The 22,599-nt window shown below is 73.1% G+C and carries 10 protein-coding genes; all 10 read right to left on the bottom strand.

Translation table 11 applies throughout. The annotated features are described in order from the left end of the window. Positions 1-20: 20 nt before the first annotated feature. Complete coding sequence (locus tag OG390_RS26230; protein WP_406171553.1) at positions 21-548, bottom strand: cysteine dioxygenase; 528 nt, start codon at positions 546-548, stop codon at positions 21-23. Further along, positions 545-769: a hypothetical protein gene (locus OG390_RS26225; protein ID WP_406171551.1), complete on the bottom strand. Its 225-nt coding sequence runs from the start codon at positions 767-769 to the stop codon at positions 545-547. Before OG390_RS26225 ends, OG390_RS26230 begins: the two co-directional genes overlap by 4 nt. Positions 770-795: 26 nt before the next feature. Then, positions 796-1,575: a thioesterase II family protein gene (locus OG390_RS26220; protein WP_406171550.1), complete on the bottom strand. Its 780-nt coding sequence runs from the start codon at positions 1,573-1,575 to the stop codon at positions 796-798. A gap of 25 nt (positions 1,576-1,600) precedes the next feature. Beyond that, positions 1,601-8,890 (bottom strand): amino acid adenylation domain-containing protein, encoded by a 7,290-nt coding sequence (locus tag OG390_RS26215; protein WP_406171548.1) that lies wholly within the window; start codon positions 8,888-8,890, stop codon positions 1,601-1,603. Positions 8,891-8,952: 62 nt separating this feature from the next. Continuing rightward, positions 8,953-14,607, bottom strand: a complete 5,655-nt coding sequence (locus OG390_RS26210) for an amino acid adenylation domain-containing protein (RefSeq protein WP_406171546.1) — start codon at positions 14,605-14,607, stop codon at positions 8,953-8,955. A 31-nt stretch (positions 14,608-14,638) separates the two neighbouring features. Beyond that, on the bottom strand, positions 14,639-18,463 hold the full coding sequence (locus OG390_RS26205) for an AMP-binding protein (RefSeq protein ID WP_406171544.1): 3,825 nt from the start codon (positions 18,461-18,463) through the stop codon (positions 14,639-14,641). 2 nt (positions 18,464-18,465) lie between these two features. Continuing rightward, a complete protein-coding gene (locus OG390_RS26200) occupies positions 18,466-19,509 on the bottom strand; it encodes a TauD/TfdA family dioxygenase (protein WP_406171542.1) in 1,044 nt (347 codons plus the stop codon). A gap of 8 nt (positions 19,510-19,517) precedes the next feature. Beyond that, positions 19,518-20,831, bottom strand: a complete 1,314-nt coding sequence (locus OG390_RS26195; RefSeq protein WP_406171540.1) for an MFS transporter — start codon at positions 20,829-20,831, stop codon at positions 19,518-19,520. Next, entirely contained in the window at positions 20,822-22,336 is a 1,515-nt protein-coding gene (locus tag OG390_RS26190) for a condensation domain-containing protein (RefSeq protein ID WP_406171538.1), read from the bottom strand. Before OG390_RS26190 ends, OG390_RS26195 begins: the two co-directional genes overlap by 10 nt. Then, positions 22,333-22,548, bottom strand: a complete 216-nt coding sequence (locus OG390_RS26185; protein WP_406171536.1) for an MbtH family protein — start codon at positions 22,546-22,548, stop codon at positions 22,333-22,335. The genes OG390_RS26190 and OG390_RS26185 overlap by 4 nt, the downstream gene beginning before the upstream one ends. Between the last annotated feature and the right edge of the window lie 51 nt (positions 22,549-22,599).

Here is a 22,599-nt window from a genome sequence, read left to right as displayed (position 1 = left end):
TGATCCGGCTGCGCGATCGGCTACCACCGCCGAGCGTGCACATCACCGAGTCGGGGGCTCCACCGATGCCACGCCTCGCAGTGCGGGGCCGTGTGCATCGGCATCTCGGTCAGGCCTGGGTAGTACACGTGCATACTGACCGCGGGCTCGAGTGCGTCGTTGACGACCCGGTGCACGTACCCGGGTGCGAACACCCGCTGCGCGCCGTCCCCCAACGCGCGCGTGCCCCGCTCCGTCCACTCGGTCAGCGTGCCCTCCAGCACGGTCAGCACCCCGGACGAGCGGCCGTGGTCGTGCAGCTCGCTGCCCTGCCCGGGTACCCAGGACAGCAGCCACGCCTCGTAGCCGGGGCCGGTGCGCAGCCGGTGGTACCAGCGCGAGGTGGCGTCGTACTGGACGAGGTGCTCCCACTGCGAGCGGTCGGCGGCGATGGAGCGGGCCATGCCGACGAACTCGGCGACGGTGACCGGATGCTCGCGCGGGGCCTGGAGGAGGTGCTGGACTTCGAGGATGTCGCCGGCGATCTGGAGGTCGTTGTCGCTGTTCATGAAGTGCGGTGAGTCCTCCGCGGAGAAGTGGGGTGGCCGAGGTCCTGCCGGAGCACGGTGGGCTCGACAGCTGCCGCCGGCTCCGAGGCCCGGGCCCTGGTCGAGAGCCCTGCGGGGACGGCGTCGGTGTGAGTGCGGGCGGTGCGCGGGCCGCCGTCCCAGGACATCAGGTGGGCGCAGCACCGGGGAAGCGTCAGGCCGTGGGCCTCCATCGTGTTCATCACTGCTCCTTTCGGATCGGGTCGTCTCATCGGGTCGATCGGGTGACCAGCGCGGCGCGGACCGTGTCCAGGAGCGCGGTCCGCGCGCTGTGCAGGAAGAAGTGGTCGCCGGGCAGGACGTGGCGGGCGAAGCCGCCCGTCGTCTGCTCATTCCAGGGCGCCACGTGATGGGGCGGCACCTCTCGGTCCTCCGTCCCGGCGAAGGCCACGACGGGGCACCCGAGCGGTGGCTCGGGCCGGTGCGCGTACGTCTCGACGACCGAGAAGTCCGCGCGGATGGTCGGCAGGAGCAGTTCGAGCAGCTCCGGTTCGGCGTACACGTCCTCCGGGACGGCACCCAGGTCGCGCAGCCTGGCCACCACGACGTCGTCCGGCTGGTCGTGAATCCGCGGCAGCCGGCGCGGGAGCTGGGGTGCGGGACCGGCCGAGACGAAGAGGACGCGCGGCTCGTCGGCGCCGCGCCTGCGCAGCGCCCGGGCCAGTTCGAACGCCAGAACGGCGCCCATGCTGTGCCCGAAGAGTGCGTAGGGGACGTCGAGTTCGCCCTCCAGCGCGGTGGCGAGCGCCTCGACGAGCGGTTCGGCCCGTTCGAAGGCGTTCTCGCTCCAGCGGGTCAGCCGGCCGGGCAGTTCGACCGGACACACTTCGACTTCGTCCGGGAAGGAGGCGGGCCATGCGGCGTAGGTCGAGGCACCGCCTCCGGCGTACGGGAGGCAGAAGAGACGGACGGCCGGTGCGGCCGGGCGCCGCGCGCCCACGATCCAGCCGTGGGCACGCGTCGCGCGGGGTGTTGCGGTTCGGTTCACGTTGAGGTCTCCGTGACAGATCGGCTCAGTCGGCGAGCAGCGCCTGGGCTACTTCCTCGGTCATTTCCTCGATTTCGGCGAGGATGTGGTCCTCGACGACGAGCGCGGTGTCCTCCAGCGTCTGGCTGTCGAACAGGACGCGGATCGGCAGTTCGGTGCCGAACGCCTTGCGCAGGCGGACGACCGCGCGCATGGCCATGAGCGAATCTCCGCCGAGGGCGAAGAAGTTGTCGTGGACGCCGACGCGCTCGACGTCGAGCATGCCCGCCCAGACCTCCGCGACGGCCTCCTCGACCGGCGTCCGCGGGGCCACGTAGGGCGGTCCGGCCTCCTCGGCCACCTGCTCGGGAACCACCAGTGCCCGCCGGTCCACCTTGCCGTTCGCGGTGAGCGGCAGTGCGTCGATCTCGACATAGACGTCCGGCACCATGTAGCGGGGCAGCTTCGTGCCGAGGAAGTCGCGGAGATCCCGCGGGACCTCGTGTGCGGTCTGCGGGACGACGAAGGCGACCAGCCGCTTCGCGCCGCGCGGCTCTCCCTGGACCACGGCCACCGCTGCCCGGATCTCCGGGTGCTGCATGATCGCGGTCTCGATCTCGCCGAGTTCGATGCGGTAGCCCTGCACCTTGACCTGGAAGTCCTCGCGGCCGAGGAACTCGATGTCGCCGCTCGGCAGGAAGCGTCCGAGGTCTCCGGTGCGGTAGAGGCGCCGGCCGGTCTCCGGGTGGACGATGAAGCTGGCCTTCGTCTTGGCCTCGTCGCGCAGATAGCCCTGGGCCAGGCCCACGCCGCCGATGTAGAGCTGGCCCGGAACGCCAGTGGGCCGCGGCCGGAGCGCCTCGTCAAGGACATGGAACGTCTGGTTCCGCATCGGCCTGCCGTACGGAATGCTCGGCCAGTCGGCGGGCACCTCGCCGATCGGGTAGAGGATGGACCAGATCGACGCCTCCGTCGCACCGCCGAGGCTGACGACCTCGGGGGCGCCGAGCACCTGCCGGATGCGGTCCGGCAGCGTGACAGGCAGCCAGTCGCCGCTGAGCATCACGAGCCGCAGCGCCGTGCTGGTCACCTCCTTCACACTCATGTGCTCGACGAGCAGCTCCATGAGCGCCGGCACGGAGTTCCAGAGGGTGACCCGGGCCGTTTCCATCAGGTCGAGCCAGGCCGCCGGGTCGCGGTGCGCGCCCGCGTCCGGCATGACGACGGCACCGCCGACCGACAGCGGGCCGAAGACGTCGTACACCGACAGGTCGAAGCTCAGCGAGGACAGGGCCAGGACCCGGTCGTCCGCCCCGACACCGAAGCGGTCGTTGATGTCGACGACCGTGTTGAGGGCGCCGCGGTGGTCGATCATCACGCCCTTGGGGAGACCGGTGGAACCCGAGGTGAAGATGACGTACGCGAGATCGTCCGGCGTGGCGGGACCGTCCAGCCGCAGCCCCTCGGCCGCGTGCTCCTCCAAGGGGAGTTCGTCGACCCGGAAGACGGCCGGCACACCGGCGAAGCGGTCCTCGCCACCCTGTGCGACCCGGCCCTGGGTGAGGACCGCGCGGGCCCGTCCGTGCTCGAGCAGGAGCCGGACGCGCTCATCGGGCAGTTCGGGGTCGACGGGCAGGTAGGCGGCGCCTGCGGCGAGGATGCCGAGGACGGCGGCGCACTGCTCCCAGCCCTTCTCCATCACCACGGCGACCAGGTCGCCGGGGCGCACGTCGAAGCCGGTCAGACGGCGGGCGATGCCGCCGGCCCGCGCCGCCAGTTCCCCGTAGCTGAGCGTGCGGCCCGGGGTGATCACGGCGGTGCGCTCGGGTGTCCGGGCCGCCGTGGCGAAGAACGGCGCGTGCAGGAGCCCCGACGGCAGTGGGCCCTCGGTCCGGTTGTAGGCCTCCCGCTCGGCCAGTTCGGCGCGCGGCACGAGCAGGGGCGCGGGCCGGCTCCAGTTCTCCTCGTCCCGCGCGAGCCACTGCAGCAGTTCCAGGGTGGCCGCGTGGATCGCACCGACCAACCCCTCGGGGAAGAGCTGTTCGACGGCGTCGATGTCGAACGCGAGCGCGCCGTCCACCTCGTAGACCTGTGCGTCGATCCAGACCTGCGGCGTCTGCGAGATGCTGTACGCCACCTCGCCGATCGGCGTGTCCTGACCGTGGTCCAGGAAGAGGCTGGTGAACACGACCGGCATGGCCGCTGCGGCGTCACCGCGCACCTTCTTCATCTCGCGTATGACGCGGACACCACTGAACACACGGTGGTCGATGTCGGTGATGAGCCGGTCCCGCACGGCACAGGCCCGCGCCTCGAACGATGCCTCGTTCGCCGCGTCGACCTCCAGCAGCGTCACCGAGGTGAAGTCACCGACGATGGCGTCCACCTCCGGGTGGAGCGGAAGCCGGTTCGCCATGGGGAGGTTGAGCGTGAAGCGGCGGTTCTTCGACCACGTGGCCAGCGCCTCGCTGTAGGCGGCCAGGAGCAGTGCCGTGGGGGTGATGCCACGCTGCGACGCCCATCCCTTGACGCGCTCCCAGGTCTCCCGGGGCAGCATGCCCTCCACCCGCTTGAAGCGCGGGGAGTCGACGGTGCGCGGGTCGCAGGCCAGCGGCAGCTCCGGGGCGAGCGCCAGGCCGGGGATCCGCTCCCTCCAGTAGGTCTCCGCGCGGCGGTACAGCTCGGAGGACTCCAGGCTCTTCTCCGCCAGCACGTAGTCGCGGAAGGACAGTTCCAGCGCGGGCAGTTCGACGTCCGGGTGCTCGTAGAGGTGGGCGAGTTCGCGCAGCAGGACGTTGGAGGCCCGGGCATCCGTGACCAGGCCGTCGATGCTGTAGTGCAGTCGGGTGCGGTCGCCGTCCAGGACCGAAGCGCGCAGTTCGAACAGCGGCCAGCGGTCGGCCTGGAAGTTCTGGTGGGACATGGCGGCGCGGGTGCTCTCGAGCGCCGCGTACACCTCGTTCTCGGGCAGCCCGCGCAGGTCCTCCGTCTCGATGACGTAGTCGGGGACGTCCGTCAGGATCTGCTGATCGCCGTGCGGGAGCACGATGGCGCGGAGCATGCCGTGCCGCCGGATGAGCCGGCGAAAGGCTTCTTCCATGCGGGGCAGGTCCAGGTCCTGGACGTCGAACTCCTCGTACCCGTGCATACCGACGTTACCGATGTCGAAGACGCCGGTACGGCCGATCCAGTACGCCTGCTGGACGTCCGTCAGCGGGAAGGGCACGCCCTCGTTCGCCGGGTCCGGCACCACGGCCGGCAGCGCTTCCAGCAGGGTGTCCCCGGCCTCGGCGCGGGCGGCGCGCACGACAGCGGCCAGACCCCGGATCGTCGGCTCACCGACGAACGCGCGCAGCGGGACCTCGGCGCCGCAGACCGTGCGGACCTGCGCGACGAACTGCGCTGCGAGCAGGGAGTGGCCGCCGAGCTCGAAGAAGTTGGTGTCCGGTGCGATGTCCGGGACGCCGAGGAGGTCCGAGAAGATCGTGGCGACCTGGCGCTCGGTGTCGTCGGCGTAGTCCGCGCGGCCCTGCGGGGTCGCCGTCTGCGCCGCGGGCGCGGAGTCCTGCGCGAGGTCGGCCCTCGGCTCCACGACCGCCTGGCAGCTGCCGGGAGCCGCGCCCACCACGCGCGCGGCCCGCCGCTCGACCGTGGCGTGGTCCGCGTGCGACCAGACGAAGCCGGTCCACGAGATCTCGGACTCGCGGCGCACCAGCGCGACCTGCGTTTCGACGGCGGCGGCGACGGGCGAGCGGGACGGCTCGAAGTCGTCGCCGCCCACGAGATGGACCTCGCAGGCGAGCACGGTGCCCTCGGATGCCTGGGCGACCGCCGTGGTGGCGCGCTCCAGGTCGTCCAGCACACGGGCCTGCGGGGCGCTTGCGTCGAGCAGGACCAGGACGGTGGACCGTACCGCCGGGGCGGCGGACAGCGGGGTCACTGTGGCGCCCGCGTGGGTCAGGGCCCGGCTGAACACGGTCGCGACCCGCTCGTCACCCGTCGACGTGTAGTACGCACCGGCGTGCCGGCCGGTGTCGGCGCCCACCGCGGTGTTCAGGGGCTCCAGATCCGGCACGAAGCGGTGCCCGCCGCGGAACGCGACCACGGGCTCCGCGGGTGTGCCGTCGACCTCGGCGACCACGGCGGTGGCCAGACGGCGGGCGGCCGCGGCGGTCCCGGGCGCGGGCACGTCGAGGAGCGTCCGGGAGCCCGGCCGTCCGGCGCGCGCCCACGCGGTCAGCGCGCCCCGCCCGGGCGCGAGCGGTTCCTCACCGGTGACGTCGAGCGCGCCGGACACCACGGCGAGGAGCCGTGCGCCGTCGTCCCCGCGTGCCGCGAGGGCGAGCTCCAGGGCCTCCAGTTCCTCCGGCGCGCGACCGGTGCGGGCCTCGGCGCCGGTGCCGAGCAGCGCCGTGTGGACCACGCCCGCGATCCGCTCGTCCGCGGGCAGCGAGGACGCGAGGATCCGGGCGCAGTCGTCCTGGGTGCCGACGGCGTCGACCGGGACCTCCACCACCCGGGCGTGCGTGCCGCGCAGCCGCTCGGCGAGGCCGTCGAGGGCTCCCGCCGGGTCCGTGACCACCAGCCACGCGGCCGGTGCCGCGCCGTCCCGTACGCCCGTGGGGGTCGCCGGGCCCACCCTGCGGAAGCCGCGCACCGCAAGCCCTTCGGGGTTCGCGCGCCCCGTGCGGGTGCCGCGCGGCGGGTCGACCCAGACCCGCTCGCGTTCGAAGGGATATGTCGGGAGCACGGTGCGAAGCGGCGTCTCCTCGCCGTGCAGGGCCTCCCACGCGAGGGGCGCTCCCAGGCGCCACAGCTCGCCGGCGGCGGTCAGCACCTCCTGCTCGGCGTCGGCGTCCGGGGTGGCCGACGGGAGCGAGGCGACCGCCCCGTGCAGGTCGTTCGTGCCGCGCGCGAGGCCCGTCAGGACGCGGCCCGGGCCGGCCTCCAGCAGGATCGCGTCGGGGCGGGCGACCGTGCGCAGGCCGTCACCGAACCGCACCGTGGAGCGCAGGTGGCGGGCCCAGTACGCCGGGCTGGTGGCCTCCTCGTCCGTGATCCACGCGCCGGTCTCATCGGACACGAAGGGGATCCGGGGCGTCGCCAGCGCGACGCGCGCGACCTCCGCCTCGAACGCGTCGGCGGCGTCGTCCATCATGCGCGAGTGGAAGGCGTGCGAGGTGCGCAGCCGCTTCGTGGTGACCCCGCGCTCGGCGAGGCGCTCCTCGACCGCGCCGACCGCGTCGAAGGGACCGGACACCACGCACTCGCGCGGACCGTTCACCGCGGCCAGGGCCACCTCCGCGCCGAGGAGCGGCGTGACGTCGCCCTCCGGCAGCGGCACGGCCACCATCGCGCCGGCGGGCGCGTCCTGCATCAGCCGGCCGCGCACGGCGACCAGGCGCAGCGCGTCCTCGTACGACATGACGCCCGCCAGGCATGCGGCCACGAACTCGCCGAGGCTGTGCCCCAGCATGGCCGCAGGGCGGATGCCCCAGGAGATCCACAGCTGGGCGAGGGCGTGCTCCACGACGAAGAGGGCGGGCTGCGCGTACGCGGTCTGCCGGATCCTCTCCTGGGCGCTCTCCCGCTCCGCCTCACCGGGGTACAACAGGCGGCGGATGTCCTCGCCGAGGACCGGCAGGAGGATCTCGGCGGCGCGGTCGACCTCCGCCCGGAAGACCGGCTCGCGCTCGTACAGGGCGAGCCCCATGCCGATGCGCTGTGCGCCCTGCCCCGGGAAGGCGAAAACGATCTCGCGGTCCCGGTCCGTCTCGGGCTCGGCGGGGCGCGCCGGGGCGGGCCCGCTCAGCGCCTCGGCCGCCTCCTGCGGAGTGTCGGCCACGACGAACCGCCGGTACGGCAGAGTCCAGCGGCCGCGCTGCAGGGTGTAGGCCACCTCGTCGAGGCGCTCCTGCGGATGCGCGCGCAGATGGGCAGCGAGTGCCGCGGCCGCGGCGTCGAGCGCGGTGGGCGTGGCGGCCGAGAGGGGCAGCACGTGCCGGCCGCGACCCGGCCCGGCGGCGGGACGCTCCGGCACCTCCTCCAGGATCACGTGGGCGTTGGTGCCGCCGATCCCGAAGGAGCTGACGCCCGCGCGCAGCAGGTCGCCCTGCCACGGCGTCAGGGCGGCGTTCACATAGAACGGGCCCTCGTCCAGGCCGAGTTGCGGGTTCGGCTCGGTGTAGTGGAGGGACGGCGGGAGCTCCCGCGCCTTGAGCGCCAGCACCGTCTTGATCAGGCCGACCACGCCCGCGGCGGTGTCGAGGTGGCCGATGTTGGTCTTCACCGAGCCGAGGGCGCAGCGATGCGCCGCGCCCACGTCGGCAAAGGCGTTCTTGAGCGCGGCCACCTCGATGGGGTCGCCGAGCTGCGTGCCGGTGCCGTGGGCTTCCACGTACGACACGCTGGCCGGGTCGACCTCGGCGACGTCGAGCGCCTCCGTGATCACGTCGGCCTGTCCCTCGACGCTCGGGGCGGTGAAGCCGACCTTGCGGGCGCCGTCGTTGTTGATCGCGGAACCGCGGATCACGGCGTGGATCACGTCGCCGTCCGCGAGGGCGTCCGCGAGGCGCTTGAGGACCACGACACCGGCGCCGCTGCCCGGCACGGTGCCGGACGCGCTCGAGTCGAAGGCCCGGCAGCGGCCGTCCTCGGACAGGACGCCGCCCTCCTCGTACCGGTAGCCGCGCCGGTGCGGGACGACGGTCGCCCCGCCGGCGAGCGCGACGTCGCACTCGCCGCCGATCAGGGCCTGACACGCGGTGTGCACGGCAACCAGCGAGGTGGAACAGCCGGTCTGCACGCTGACGCTCGGACCGTGCAGGTTCAGCTTGTACGAGACCCGGGTCGGCACGAAGTCCTTGTCGTTGCCGATGGAGGTCTGGAAGGCGCCGATGCGCTCGACGAGGCCGTCGTGGGCCAGGAGGTTGTGGCGCAGGTACGCGCTCTCGCCCACGCCGGCGTAGACGCCGGTGACGGCGTCGGTGGTGTCCGAGGGCCGGCCCGCGTGCTCCAGGGCCTCCCAGGCGCATTCCAGGAAGATCCGGGCCTGCGGGTCGAGCATCTGGGCCTCGCGCGGGGAGAACCCGAAGAACCGAGCGTCGAAGCGCTCCATGTCGTCGAGGACGCCGAGCGCCGGACGGTGGTCAGGGTGCGCGATCTCCTCGGGGGCCGCGCCGTCGGCGAGCAGTTCCTCGTCCGTGAGGGTCGTGACGCTGTCCACGCCGTCGCGCAGGTTGCGCCAGAAGGCGTCCGGCGTGCGGGCGCCGGGAACCCGCAGGGCCATACCGACGACGGCAACGGCGCCGGCGGGCAGGTGGTTTTCGTCGCTCATCGCTTCTGTCTCCAAGTGGTCCGTCATCGGTGGCTTCACATCCGTCCGCGGCGTCTGCGGTCTCATGTCGGCTGCCTCCTGGTCCTCGCCGCCCGTGCGCCCTGCCGCTGCCGGCGGGCGGCGGCGCGGCGGCGTCCCTCGCCGCCCGCGGCCGCCGTGGCCCCGTCGCCGGCGGCGAGGTGCCGGGCGAGGGTGCGCACCGTCGAGTACCGGAACAGGTCGACCACGGGCACCGCCGTGCCGAGCGTCTCGGTCAGCCGCGACTGCACCCGCACGACGAGGAGCGAGTGGCCGCCCAGTTCGAAGAAGTTGTCGTCCACGCCGACGTGCTCGGCGGCGAGGACCTCGCGCCAGATCGAGGCGACCACGCGCTCCACGTCACCCATGGGCCCGTCCGGCGTCGTGGTCGTCCGCTTCGGGCGCGCGGGGGGCGGCAGGGCGCGCCGGTCGGTCTTGCCGCGCTCACCGCGCGGCAGCCGGTCGAGCGTGACGATCGCGGTGGGCACCATGTAGCCCGGCAGACGCTGCTCCAGGTGCGCGCGCAGCTCCGCCTCCGACGTGGCGCCCGCGAACGCCACATACCCCACGAGCTCCGGCCGGCCGGGGGTGTCCTCGCGCAGCACCGCCGCCGCGTCCCGCACCCCCGGGTGCGCGGCGAGGGCGGCCTCGATCTCGCCGAGTTCGATGCGGAAGCCGCGCAGCTTGATCTGGTCGTCGGTGCGCCCGAGGAACTCCAGTTCGCCGTCGGCACCGCGGCGCGCGCGGTCCCGGGTGGCGTACATGCGCTCGCCGGGCCGCCCCCAGGGGTCGGGCAGGAAGGACCCGGCGGTGCGCCCGGGGTCGCCGAGGTAGCCGTGCGAGACTCCGGGACCGGCGATGTAGAGGTCGCCGGGGACGCCCTGCGGAACCGGCCGCAGCGCGGCGTCCAGCACGTAGGCGCGCACCCCGGGCAGCGGTCTGCCGATCGGGACGGTGCCGCCCGGCGCACGCCCGGACACCGCGGCGGCGGACGGCTCGTGGACGGTCGCCGTGATGGTCGTCTCGGTCGGACCGTAGGCGTTGAGCAGCCGGATGTGCGCGGGCGCAGTGGCCTGCCACTCGGCGAGCTTGGCACCGTCGACGCGTTCGCTGCCGACGACCACGAGGCGCAGCGCGTGGCACGCCGCCGGCGAGTGCCGGTCCAGGGCGGACACCCACTCGTGCCAGTACGACCCGGGCAGGTTGAGCACCGACAGGCGTTCGCGCCGGGCGAGGGACGTCAGCTCGTCGATGCCCGGTACGTGCCCCGTCGGCAGCAGGACGACGCTCGCGCCGCGGACGAGGCTCGCGAAGAGCTCCTCCGCCGCCACGTCGAAGGTGAGCGACGCGAACTGCAGGACCCGGTCCTCCGCGCCGAGTCCGTACCGCTCCGCGACCGCCTCCAGCGTGTGCACGAGGTTCGCGTGGCTGACGCACACGCCCTTCGGACGGCCGGTCGTGCCGGAGGTGTACAGGATGTACGCGGTCGACGCGGGGTGCACGGCGTGCTCCCCGACGGGCGCGTCGGCCCCGGCCTCGAAGGCGTCCTCCACGGCGGCGAAGGGCACCGCCACGTCCTGCGGCGCGCCGTCCGCGCGCGACCCGAGGACCAGGGCGGCCGCCGCGTCGCGCAGCACGTGGCCGAGGCGTTCCGGCGGGGTGCCCAGGTCGACCGGGACATACGCGGCGCCCGCCTTGACCACACCGAGAAGCGCGGCGGGCCACTCCAGGCAGCGGTCCATCCGTACGACGACGGTGTCGCCCGCGCCCACCCCGTGCGCGCGGAGATGCGCGCACACGGCGTCCGAACGCTTCCGCAGCTCCGCGTAGTCGATCGACCGGTCGCCGTGGGCCAGTGCCGTGCGCTCCGGCGCGCGTGCGGCCGCGGCGTCGACGAGCCCGTGCAACGTGGCGGCCGGCCGCTCGGGCGCCTCGACCACCGACCCGACCAGGGCGGTGAGTTCCTCGGCGCCGATCATCTCCAGGTCGGTCAGGCGTGCGTCGGGCCTGGCGAGCGCGGAGCCGAGGAGCGTGACGTAGTGCCGCATCATCCGCTCGACCGTCGTGCGGTCGAAAAGGTCGACGTCGTACTCCACCGAGCCGCACAGCTCGCCGGAGTCCAGTGACGCCTCCTCCCACGCCACGGTCAGGTCGAACTTGGCGACCCTGACCGCGCCTTCGCGCAGTGACACCGTCAGGCCGGGCAACGCGGTGGTGCCCGCCGGCGCGTTCTGCATCGCCAGCATCACCTGGAACAGCGGCGTCCGGCTCGGGTCGCGTGGCGGCCGTACCGTCTCCACGACCTGCTCGAACGGCACGTCCTGGTGCTCGTAGGCGCCCAGCGTGGTCTCCCGCACCCGGGCGAGGAACTCCGCGAACGTGAGTCCGTCCTCCCAGCAGGTGCGCAGTACCAGCGTGTTCACGAAGAAGCCGACGAGATCCTCGAACTCCGGCCGGGTGCGCCCCGACACCGGCGTGCCGACGCTGACGTCCCGCGCCCCCCCGTACCGGCCCAGGACGAGCTGGAAGACGGCCAGGAGCATCATGAAGCGGGTCACGCCGTGCGCCCGGCTCACCTCGCCGAGGCGCTCGGTGAGCTCGGGGGTCAGCCGCAACGGGAACACCTCCCCCGAGTGCCGGGGGACAGGGGGACGCGGGCGGTCGGTCGGCAGGTCGAGCCCGGCGGGCGCCCCGGTGAGGCGGTCCTTCCAGTAGGCGAGTTGCTCGTCGCGCGCGCCACCGTCGAGGAACCGGCGCTGCCACGCCGCGTAGTCCGCGTATTGGAACGGGAGGGGCGGCAGCGATGCCGCCGCGCCGCTGCGGGCCGCCTCGTACAGCGCGCCGAGGTCGCGGATCAGGACGCCCACCGACCAGCCGTCGGAGACAGCGTGGTGCATCGTGAGCAGCAGCAGGTGCCGTTCCTCGGCGAGCCGCAGCAATCGGACCCGGGCCAACGGCCCCCGGGCCAGGTCGAAGGGTCGTTCGGCCTCGCGCTGCGCGCGCTCGTCCGCCTCACGCTCGCGCACCGCCTCCGGCAGGTGCCGCAGGTCCTCGACCTCGACGGGGAGTTCCGCGTCCGCGTCGACCACCTGGAGCGGCTCGTCCCCGTCCGCCACCAGCCGGGTGCGCAGCGAGGCGTGGCGCCGCACCAGCGCTCGGACGCCCTCCCCGAGAGCGGTCACGTCGAGCGGTCCGTCGACGGTGAGCACCAACGGCACGTTGTACAGGGGGCTGCCCGGAGCCAGCCGGTCCAGGAACCACATGCGCTGCTGGGCGAAGGACAGCGCGTGCGGGCCGTCGCCGGCGGCGGCGACGGGAAGGTGGGTGTCCCCGCGGCGGGCCGCCGCGGCGCGCGCGGCGAACCCCGCGACCGTCGGTGCCTCGAAGACCGCACGGACGCCGAGTTCCACCCCGAGATGCGCCGCGACGCGCGCCACGGCCTGCGTCGCGAGGAGGGAGTGACCGCCGAGCGCGAAGAAGTCGTCGTGGGCGGAGATCCTCGGGACGTCCAGGAGGTCGCCCCAGACCCGCGCGACGAGCTCCTCGGTCGCGCCACGCGGCGCGACGTACGTCTCGGCCTGGACGCCGTCCGCGTCCGACGGCGCGGGCAGGGCGCGGCGGTCCAGCTTGCCGTTGGGGGTGACCGGCAATTCGGGCAGCGTCACGTACCGGGCCGGCACCATCGCCTCGGGCAGCCGGGACGCGACGTACGCGCGCAGCTCGCGCGGCGCCGCCCGCCGCTCGCCCCGCGGGACGACGTACGCGACGAGGCGCTCGGAGCCGTCCGCGCCCTGCACGTCGACGACGGCCGCCCGCACGTCCTGGTGCGTCGAGAGCACGCCGGCGATCTCGTCGGGCTCGATGCGCACGCCCCGGATCTTCACCTGCGTGTCCGCGCGCCCCAGGTACTCGAGGACACCGTCCTCGCGCCAGCGCACCACGTCGCCGGTGCGGTACAGGCGCTCGCCCACGCCGAACGGGCTCGGCACGAACCGCTCCGCGGTCAGGTCGGGCCGTCCGACGTAGCCGCGCGCGAGGCCCGCGCCGCCGATGTACAGCTCGCCGGGCACGCCGATGCCGGACTCCCTGCCGTACGGGTCTAGCACGTGCAGGCGGGTGTCGGCGATGGGCCGGCCGATGGGCATACGGGCCGCGTCCGGCGCCGTGTCCACGACGTCGTACGTGCTGGCGATGGTGGTGCCCTCGGTGGGCCCGTACGCGTTCACCAGCCGCAGCCCGGGCGCGACCGTACGCAGGGCCGCCACCCGCCGGGCGTCCGCCGCCTCGCCGCCAAAGAAGAGGGTGTGCAGCGAGGCGAACATGGTCGGCGCGGTGTCGACGCACCGGTGGAAGAGGGCGGTGGTGAGCAGCATCGCGGTGACGCCGTGCTCCTCGATGCGGGCCCGCAGCAGGTCGGGCGTGAGCGCCTCGTCCTTGCGGATCCCGACCAGCCGGGCACCGTTCAGCAGCGCGCCCCAGACCTCCCAGGTGGCCGCGTCGAAGGAGGTGTTGGCCACCTGCGCCACGACGTCAGAGGGCCCGAAGCCGAGGTAGTCCGCGTCGCACACGAGGCGCACGATCCCCCGGTGGGTGATCGCGACCCCCTTGGGCCGGCCGGTGGATCCGGAGGTGTAGAGCACACACGCCTGCTGCTCCGGATGCACCGCACGCACCTCCCCCGTGGGCCGGGAGGGGTCCGCGCCCGACGCGCCCAGTTCGTCGGCCCGTAGGACCGGCACCCCGTCGGCGAAGTCGACGTCACGGTCGGCGAGCACGAGGCACGCCCCGCTGTCCTCCACCATGAACGCCAGCCGCGCCTCCGGGTGTCCCGGGTCCAGCGGCAGGTACGCCGCGCCCGCGGTGAGGACGCCGAGCATGGCGACGACCAGCGACGCCGACCGCTCCATGGCGAGGCCGACCACGCTCTCCGGCCCGACGCCGCGCTCGATGAGCCGGTGTGCCACGTGCGCGGCACGCTCCCGGAGCCGGGCGTAGGTGACGGTCTCGTCGCCGTAGACCAGCGCGACGGCGTCCGGGGTGGCCTCGGCCCGGGCGTGGAAGGCTTCCACGACGCTCCCGGCGCGGGCCGCGCCCCCTTCGGTTCCCCAGGCGGCCAGCAGGGAGCGTTCCCCGGGCGTGGTGTGTGCCAGGTCCGCGATGCGTGCCTCGGGCGAGGCCAGCGCCGATGCGAGCAGGGTGAGGTAGTGCGTGGCCAGCCGCTCGACCGTCGCGTGGTCGAGCAGGTCGCCGTCGTACTCGGCCGTACCGCGCAGCGCGCCCGGACCCGAGTGCTCCGCCGGCTCCGCCTGCCACGCCACGGACAGGTCCTCGGTCCAAAACGGTGGCACTGTGCCCGGCACGTCCGACGCCCCGAGGGCCGCCGGTACGCACTCCCTTACCTCTCGCAGGAACTCTGCGAAGCTCTGCTGGTCCTCCCAGCGCGCCCTGACGACGACCTGGGTGCCGGGGGCGGAGCGGTCGTCCGACGACACCCGTACGTCGACGCCGACGTCCCGCACGCCCGCGTACCGGCCCAGGACGAGCTGGAAGACGGCGAGGAGTGTCGTGGAGCGGGTGACTCCGTGCGCCCGGCCCACCTCGTCGAGGCACCGGACCGTGGCCGGGTCCAGGGTGAACCCGAGGGACTGCGTGCCGCGGCGCCGCTCGGCGCAAGGCACCCGGTCCGTCGGCAGACGCAACGCGGACGGCTCTGGGACTGGCTGTCGACGTTCAGTCACGGTCGCCCCGCCCCCGAGTCGTGGGCTCCTCGACGGCCCGCGCCACCAGGTCGGCGAGCTCGCCCACCTCGGGCGCGCGCATGATGCCGTGGTGGTCCGCGTCGACGGAGGCGCACGAGAGACCGGGCCCGACCAGCGCACGCCAGCCCCAGGTCCGGTCCTCGTCCTGCGGCTCGCCCGCGGGCTCGGCGCGGACCAGCAGGACGGGGTAGTCGGGAGTCCTGGTGCTCGTGTCCGTGTCCTCGGAGAGCCCTTCCAGCGCGGTCATGTTCGAGGCGTAGACGTCGAACAGCGTGCGCAGCTCGTCCCCGCCGGCGGTCGGCGGCAGATGACCCTTGCTCTGCATGGCCTCCAGGAGCAGGTCGTACGCCGCGGGTCCCGAGGGCAGCTGCTCGGGCAGCTGAAGCTCGTAGTGCCAGGCGAAGCGGCCGACGAGGACCGATTCGGTCAGCGGCTGTGGCGCGTCACCGGCCTCGTCCTCCTCGTCGTACCCGGGCGCCGGGCAGTCGACGATCACCAGCCTGGCCACCTCGCAGCCCTTGCGACGCAGGGCCCGGGCCGTCTCCAGGGCCATCAGTCCGCCGTAGCACCAGCCGATGAGCACCGGCGGCTCGTCGCAGGCCGCGGCGATCGTCTCCGCGTAGTTCTCCGCCATCTCGTGGAAGTCCACGTGCGGCGGCCTGCCGTGCAGCCCCCAGGACTCGACGCCGAGCACGGGCCGGTCGGCCGGCAGCAGGCGGGCGAGTTCCCAGTAGCTGAGTGTGCTTCCGCCACCCGGGTGGATGCAGAAGACCGGGGCGGCGCCCTTGCCGTGCCGCAGCGGCACCAGGTTGGAGTCCTGCGCATCGCTGCCGCGCACCAGTTCGGCCATGGTGGCGACGGTCCGCGCGCTGAAGATCGAGGACATCGGAAGCCGGCAGCCGAAGGCGGCGTTGGTACGGGAGATCAGCTTGATCGCGCGCAGCGAGTGCCCGCCGAGCTCGAAGAAGTCGTCCTCGGGTGAGATGCCGTCCACGCCCAGGACCTCGGACCACAGCACGAGCAGCCGCTGCTCGACGGAGTCGCGCGGGCGGCCGGCCCGGGTGCGCTGCGCCTCCACCGGCGCCAGGGCCTTGCGGTCGAGTTTGCCGTTGCGGGTCAGCGGCAGCCGGTCCAGGACCTGCCATCCGGTCGGGACCAGGGCCGCGGGGAGCTCGCCGCCGAGAGCCGTCCGCAGGTCCGCGACCGACGGAGGGTTCTCCTCGGCGGTTCCCACGACGTAGGCGTCGAGGTGGGACACCAGGCCGTTGTCGTCGGTACGCGCGACCACGGCCGCGGCGCGCACGCCGGGCTGCCAGTGCAGCAACGCCTCGACCTCACCGAGCTGGAGCCGGTAGCCGCGCAGCTTGACCTGGTCGTCGAGGCGGCCGATGACCTCGACGCCGACACCGGGCACCAGCCGGCCGACATCGCCGGACCGGTAGCCTCCCTCGTCGCCCGGCCGGCCGAAGCCGGCGCGCCCCTCGTCCAGTTCGGACAGGTAGCCGAGGGCGACGCCGGGGCCGCTGATCAGCACCTCGCCGGGGCACCACGGCGGCAGCGGCCGGCCCTCGCCGTCGACCACGGTCAGCGTGTTGCGCCCGAGGCCGGTGCCCACCGGCACCGAGGAGCACCGCTCGTCGACCGCCGCCCCCAGCGGCAGACACGAGGCTCCGATGGTGGTCTCCGTGGGCCCGTAGTGGTTGAACACCCGCAGCCCCGGAGCGAGTTCGCGCAGCCGGTCGTGCAGCGCGCGCGGCAGCGGCTCGCCGCCGAGCACCAGCACCTCGCGCGGGAGCAGCTCCCGCGGGTCGTCGGCCTCGGCCAGCAGCGCGGAGAGGTGCGAGGGTACGAGCTTCATCGCGGCCACGGGGTGGGCGCGCAGCCGCTCGGCGAGCACCCGCGGGCTGGTGGCGACATCCGTGTCGAAGAGATGGACGCAGCCGCCGCTCGCGAGCGTGGGGAACACGGCCGTGTAGGAGAGGTCCGCGGCCAGGGTGGACACGGCCGCGAACCCGGCGCCCTCCGGCAGCCCGAACCGGTGCAGAGCGGCGTCGGCGTAGTGGGCCAGCTGGCGGTGGCCCACTACGACGCCCTTCGGCAGCCCCGAGGTACCCGAGGTGAAAATCACGTACGCGGGGCCCTCGGCGGTGGCCGAAACCGGCGTGAGGCCGGCGGGCAGGCCGTCGGGGTCCGGCACGGGCAGCGACGGGACGGAGAGCGCGACATGCGCGGCGGCCCGGGGCACGAGAACCGGTGCGGAGCCGAGTTGGCCGACCACGGTCTCGATGCGCTCCGTGGGCCACGCCGGGTCGACGGGCGCGAACGCGGCCCCGGCCAGCCAGATGCCGAGCATGGCGGCCAGCGTGTCCGCCGATGCCGGGGCCAGCAGGGGTATCCGGTCGCCCGCCCGCACTCCCCGGGTGCGCAGCAGGGCACCGACCGCCTCGGCCCGCCGGGCCAGTTCGCGGTAGGTCAGCGTCTCGTCCCCGCTGCGGACCGCGGCCAGGTCGGGCGTTCGCCCGGCCTGCTCCAGGAAGCGTCGCAGTACCGTCTCCTGCTCGTCGGCGAGGTCGGCCGGCGGCACGGACGCGGTGGCCGCGACCAGACGCAGGGTGCCCGCGGCCCGCCCGAGGTCGGCGAGGGCGTCGGCGAGCAGCTGCTCGTACGCCTCGGCGAGCGGTACCAGGTCACCGAGGGCGATCCGCGCGCCGGTGCCCGCGAAGGTCAGGTACAGGCTCTCGGGGCCCTCGATGCACTCCAGGTGGAGCGTGCCCGGCGTCTCGGACCTGTCGAGGAGCCCCGGTTCGGTGGCCGCGGCCCAGGGGTCCCGCTGGTAGCGGAAGGAGAGTACGGGGCCGGAGTCGCCGCTGACGGTGGTCTGCGGGTCGCAGTGGCACTCCTTCGCCGCGGCGTCCCGCAGGGCACCGGCCGCGGCACGCGCGGCGCTCGCGTACGCGTCCTCCGGGTCGAGGGGCAGGCGCGTGACCACCGGGCGGTCGAACGGGCCCGGCATTCCGCCCAGTCCGTCCGCGGAGCGCCCGTCCGTGACCATCAGGACCCGGTCGTCGCTGTTGTGGGTGTAGCGCGCGTACAGGGACCGCCATGCGGCGAGCAGCAACGCCGCCTCGTCCACGTCGAGGTCACGGGCGGCGGTCCGCAGCCGCTGGAGCACCGGGCCCTCGACCGTCAGGGTGAGCGTCTCGGGCTCGGCGTCGGGGTTCCACAGGCGGGCGGGAGCGAGGAACGGAAGTGCGGTCCGGGTGCCGGCCGTCTCCTCCGTCTCCTCGGCGGGGTCCGACGAAGCGAGTTCATCGGCGAGCCAGTCGGCGACGTCGGCGTACTGGAGCCTCTCCTCCGCAGCCTGCGCGTCGGTGTCCTGGGGCGCCTGGCCGAGCAGGAACCCGATGATCAGACTCCAGGTCGTACGGTCCACGCTCAGCCGCGGCAGACCGAGGCGGAGCAGGGTGCCGTCCGGGCTGTCGGTGTGCTCCACCGTGAACTCGCCGGCCCGCAGCAGCGTGCTGCCGAGCGGTCCGGGCCCGACGTCGACCGGTCCCGCCGCGTCCACCACCTGGACGGGCAGCCGCAGCCCGGGAAGGGACACGTACCTGGTGCGCAGGATCTCGTGCTCCGCGACCAGTGCTTCCATCCGCCCGGCCAGCAGGCCCGGGGCGATGTTCGACGGGCAGCGCACGCTGCGCTCGGCCCGGTTGCGCGCACCCTCCCGCAGGAACACCGCCTGCTGCTGGGGCGAAAGCTGGTAACCCTCGATCTGCTCGGGTTCGACCGCGGTCATTGTCATTCCCCCGTACATTCGTTCTGAGATCCGTTGTGCTCGTCGGTCATCGCCACCAGGACCCGGCGCGGGCCCTCGTACGGGTCCCGCCCGTGCGAGACGAGCATGTTGTCGATCAGCAGGACATCGCCCTCCTGCCAGGGCTCGCGCACCGTCTCGGCGGCGAAGGCGGCGCGCACCTCGTCGAGAACGGCGTCCTCGATGGACTCGCCGTCCCCGAAGTGGACCTGCCGCGGGATGTCCGCGGGGTCGCCGTCCAGCAGTTCGGCGCTCACCTCGTCGGGCAGTGCGGAGGTGTGGAAGAGGTGCGCCTGGTTGAACCAGAGCTCCGCCCCGGTCACGGGGTGCTCGATCACGGCCTGGCAGATCTGCGAGGTACGCAGCTGGTCGTCCCCGTGCCAGGTGAACTCGATGCCCTGGGCCCGGCAGAGAGCCTCGACCTCCGTACGGTCTTCGGTCTCGAACGCCTGCTGCCAGCTCAGGTCGAACCCGGTCCCGTAGTTGCGCACGTAGCGCACCCCCCGCCGGGCGAACTCGTCCAGCAGCGAACGGTCCAGGTGCGCCGCGACGCGGCGGCTGTCCGCGAGCGGTGTCGCGCCGCCCGCAGCGGCGGCCTGGTGGCAGTAGAACCACAGGTACGTCGGCCAGATCCGTGCGTAGGCCATCTCGTTGTGCTGCGGGATGGTCTGGTCGGCGGGATATTCGGTGGAGGTGTACACGCCGGCCACGTCCGCGCGGCTGCGCGGCGTCGATCCGTAGGTGTAGTTGAGCAGCTGCGGGGACCACGACTTGACGACGGCGTGGAAGTCCTCGGCCGAGGATATGGAGAAGCCCCGGAACAGCACCGCGCCGCGCTCGCCCAGCAGTGCCTCCACGCGGGAGCGGTTCGTGCGCACCCAGTGGCCGAGGTCGACCGAGGGCGCCGTGGGCTCGATCACGGAGATGACGGAGTGCGGGCTGTGGCCGACGGACACCAGGTCCTGCGTGCCGGACACAGCGACACGACGACGGATGCCCCGGACGCTCGTGGGAGACGTTGCGGTCATGACGGTCCTCACTGGTCGAGTTGGAGAGGCGGCTGGGCGAACTGCGCCTGGGCTGCGGCCTGTGCGGCCTCGTCCAGCCGGCGCACACCGCGAGCCGGGGAAAGAAGCAGAATCACGGACGGCACGAACAGGCCGATCGCCGACACCAGGACGGCCTGCCGGAGGCCCAGGGCCGAACCGAGCACGCCACCGAGCAGCGAGCCCACCGAAAGGGCGCCCCAGGCGAAGGTGCGCACCGTGGCGTTCACCCGCCCCAGCAGGTGGTCCGGGGTCACCGCCTGCCGGAAGCTGATGACGGTCACGTCGAAGACGGGGATGCCGAAGAGGGCGACGAAGCTCGCGACCGCCGCGGTGGCGACCGCCCCGAAGGAGTTCCCGTGCACGCTCGCGAGGACGAGGTAGCCCAATGCCGGGAAACCGAGGGACAGCACCAACGTCGGGCCGACGCCCAGCCGGAGCGTCAACCGGTCGGCGACCAGCGCACCGCACAGGGCACCGGCGCTGCCGATTGCCGTGATCACGCCGATCTCGGCTGCTCCGACCTTGGCCTCCCTGATGAGGAAGAGGAAGTACACGGCCATCACGGCACTGAAGAAGAGGCTGGTGAAGACGGCTGCCACCGTGCACCAGCACAGCAGGGCATGCTGCTTGATGACGCTGAATCCCTCGCGCACAGACGCCCACACCGAGGGCGCTTTCCGATCGGTGTCCTTCGGGGCCTGCGGAGCCGCGTCCGCCGGCAGCTTCAGGAGGGTCAGGGCGGAAACGGCGTAGCTCACGGCGTCCAGAAGGATCACCACGGGCGCGCTCAGGGCGCTGATCAGCACTCCCGCGGTGCCGGGGCCGGCGACCTCCGCCACGGACTCCGACACCTGGAGCTTCCCGTTCGCTTCCATCAGCCGTTCGCGGCCGACCAGGCCGGGAACATAGGACGGATAGGCGATCTCGAAGAAGACGGTCATCGTGCCGACGACGAAGACGACCAGGAACAGCTGCCCCATGGTCAGCATGTCCAGCATGTAGGCGAACGGGATCCAGGCCAGCGCGGCGAACCGGACGGCGTTGGTCCAGACGAGGATCGGGCGTCGGGCCTGCCGGTCCACGAAGACGCCGACGAAGAGTCCGAACAAGAGGAACGGCAGCTTCTCGAGCGCCCCCACCAGCCCGGATTCCATGGGCGTCGCGTCCAGAACCAGCACCGCGGTCAGGGGGAGTGCGACATAGGTGATCTGCGTCCCCAGGAACGAGACGGACTGACTGGACCACAGGAGGAAGAAACTTCGGTGCCGGAAGAGCGAGCCCGGCTTGGCGGTTACCGCCACTGGAGGACCTCCAGATCGGATGTACGGGGTGCGATCTCGGAAAGCCGGCGGTCCGGGTCGGCCGCGGCAGCCGTGAGGAAGGCGCTGAACTCCTCGACCAGGCCGCGCACCGTCGACTCGTCGAACAGCGAGGTGTCGTACTCGACTCGGAGTTCCAGCCGATCCCCCGCGGGGAGGAGATGGAACGTGAGGTCGAACTTCGTCGCCTCGATGACGTCGGCCGTCTCCTCGACCTCGAGGCCCGCCATCTCCAGCGGCGCGTCGGGAACGTTCTGCAGGGCCAGCCAGGCCTGGAACAGCGCCTTGCGTCCGCCGGTCCGCTCGCCCACGCACTCGACGACCTGCTGGAACGGCACTTCCTGGTTCTCGTAGGCATGGAGCGTGCGCTCCCGCACCCCGGAGAGCAGCTCGGCGACGGTGGGGTCACCGGACAGGTCCGTCCGCATCGCGAGCGTGTTGATGAAGCATCCGATCAACGGATCGACCGCGGGGTCGGGCCGGCCCGCCACCGGCGTTCCGACCACCACGTCCTCGCGGCCCGCGCGGCGGCCGAGGACCGCCGAGTACGCCGCGAGCAGCACCATGAACAGGGTCGTCCCCGTGCACTGGCTCAGCTGGAGGGCCGGATCCGCCGGGATCGCGGCGGTGAAACAGCGCCCCGGGACCAGGGGCCGGTGCTCCGCCGGCCTGGGCCGGTCGGTGGGCAGCCCGAGGTCGCGCGGCACGCCGTCCAGCGTCTTCTGCCAGTAGGCCAGTTGCCGGGCGAACCGCTCGGCCTGGGCGCGCTGCCCACGTGCGTGGTCGCGGTACTGGACGGTGAGCGCGGGGAGCGCGGGCCGCTCGCCCCGGGCGTGCGCGGTGTACGCGGTCTTCAGCTCCTGGAGCAGGATGTTGGTCGACCAGGCGTCCGTGACGATGTGGTGCAGTGTGATGTGCAGGTAGTGCTCTTCGTCGGAAAGCCTCAGCAGCACAGGACGGATCGGCGCGTCGACCTCCAGGTCGAACGGTGCGGCAGTGGCACGGTCGAGCAGTTCCCACGGATCGCCCGCCACGTCCCGGCAGGGCAGGTCGACGGGCTCGTGGGCGCCGACAACGGCGATCGGTTCGCCTTCGGGGCCGATCGGATAGCGCGTGCGCAGGATGCTGTGCCGGGCGGTCAGTGTCCGCAGCGCCTCCGTGAGGGCCGGCACGGACAGTGCCCCCTTGAGGTGCAGGGTGACCGGCACGTGGTAGGCGGACGACTGGTCCTCGAAGGTGTAGGCGATCCAGAAACGTTCTTCGGGAAAGCTCAGCGGTCCGCGCCGCTGAGCGGCGGAGAGCGGACGGGATTCCGCCTCGTCCGTGGAAGCCTGTGTGGCGCCCGCCCCCCGGCCTCGGCCGGCCAGGCGCTTCGCCAGAAGTGCGCGCTTCGCCGGCGACATGGAGTCCAGCCGCGTCTGGGCGGCCGGATCTGGTTCGGCCGCATCCGGTGTTCGGGCACCTCGCTGCCCGGCGACGGTGGTCACCGGCCCGCACCCATCTGCGCCACGAGGCTCAGCGGCCTGATGTCCGTCCAGTGCGCGTTGACGTAGTCGATGCACGCCGGCCGGTCGGCCGGCCCATGAACGACCGCCCACCCGGCGGGTACGTCGGAGAACTCCGGCCAGAGCGCGTGCTGACCGTCGTCGTTCACCACCACGACAAACCGCCCCTGGGGATCATCGAGCGGATTCACCATCAAGCCTCACTCCTCGGGTTACCGACCACCAGAGCGACGCGGCAACGCCGT

Origin of the sequence: Streptomyces sp. NBC_00996 (assembly GCF_045162675.1) — a bacterium.
Classification (GTDB): domain Bacteria; phylum Actinomycetota; class Actinomycetes; order Streptomycetales; family Streptomycetaceae; genus Streptomyces.
Note: the sequence above shows the minus strand (reverse complement) of the source record. Positions and strands in the feature narration are given on the sequence as shown.

Coding starts and splice junctions, on each gene's coding strand:
- OG390_RS26225 (WP_406171551.1), bottom strand. CDS start 769: ATGAACACGATGGAGGCCCACGGCCTGACGCTTCCCCGGTGCTGCGCC.
- OG390_RS26205 (WP_406171544.1), bottom strand. CDS start 18,463: ATGACCGCGGTCGAACCCGAGCAGATCGAGGGTTACCAGCTTTCGCCC.
- OG390_RS26230 (WP_406171553.1), bottom strand. CDS start 548: ATGAACAGCGACAACGACCTCCAGATCGCCGGCGACATCCTCGAAGTC.
- OG390_RS26200 (WP_406171542.1), bottom strand. CDS start 19,509: ATGACCGCAACGTCTCCCACGAGCGTCCGGGGCATCCGTCGTCGTGTC.
- OG390_RS26185 (WP_406171536.1), bottom strand. CDS start 22,548: ATGGTGAATCCGCTCGATGATCCCCAGGGGCGGTTTGTCGTGGTGGTG.
- OG390_RS26215 (WP_406171548.1), bottom strand. CDS start 8,890: ATGAGCGACGAAAACCACCTGCCCGCCGGCGCCGTTGCCGTCGTCGGT.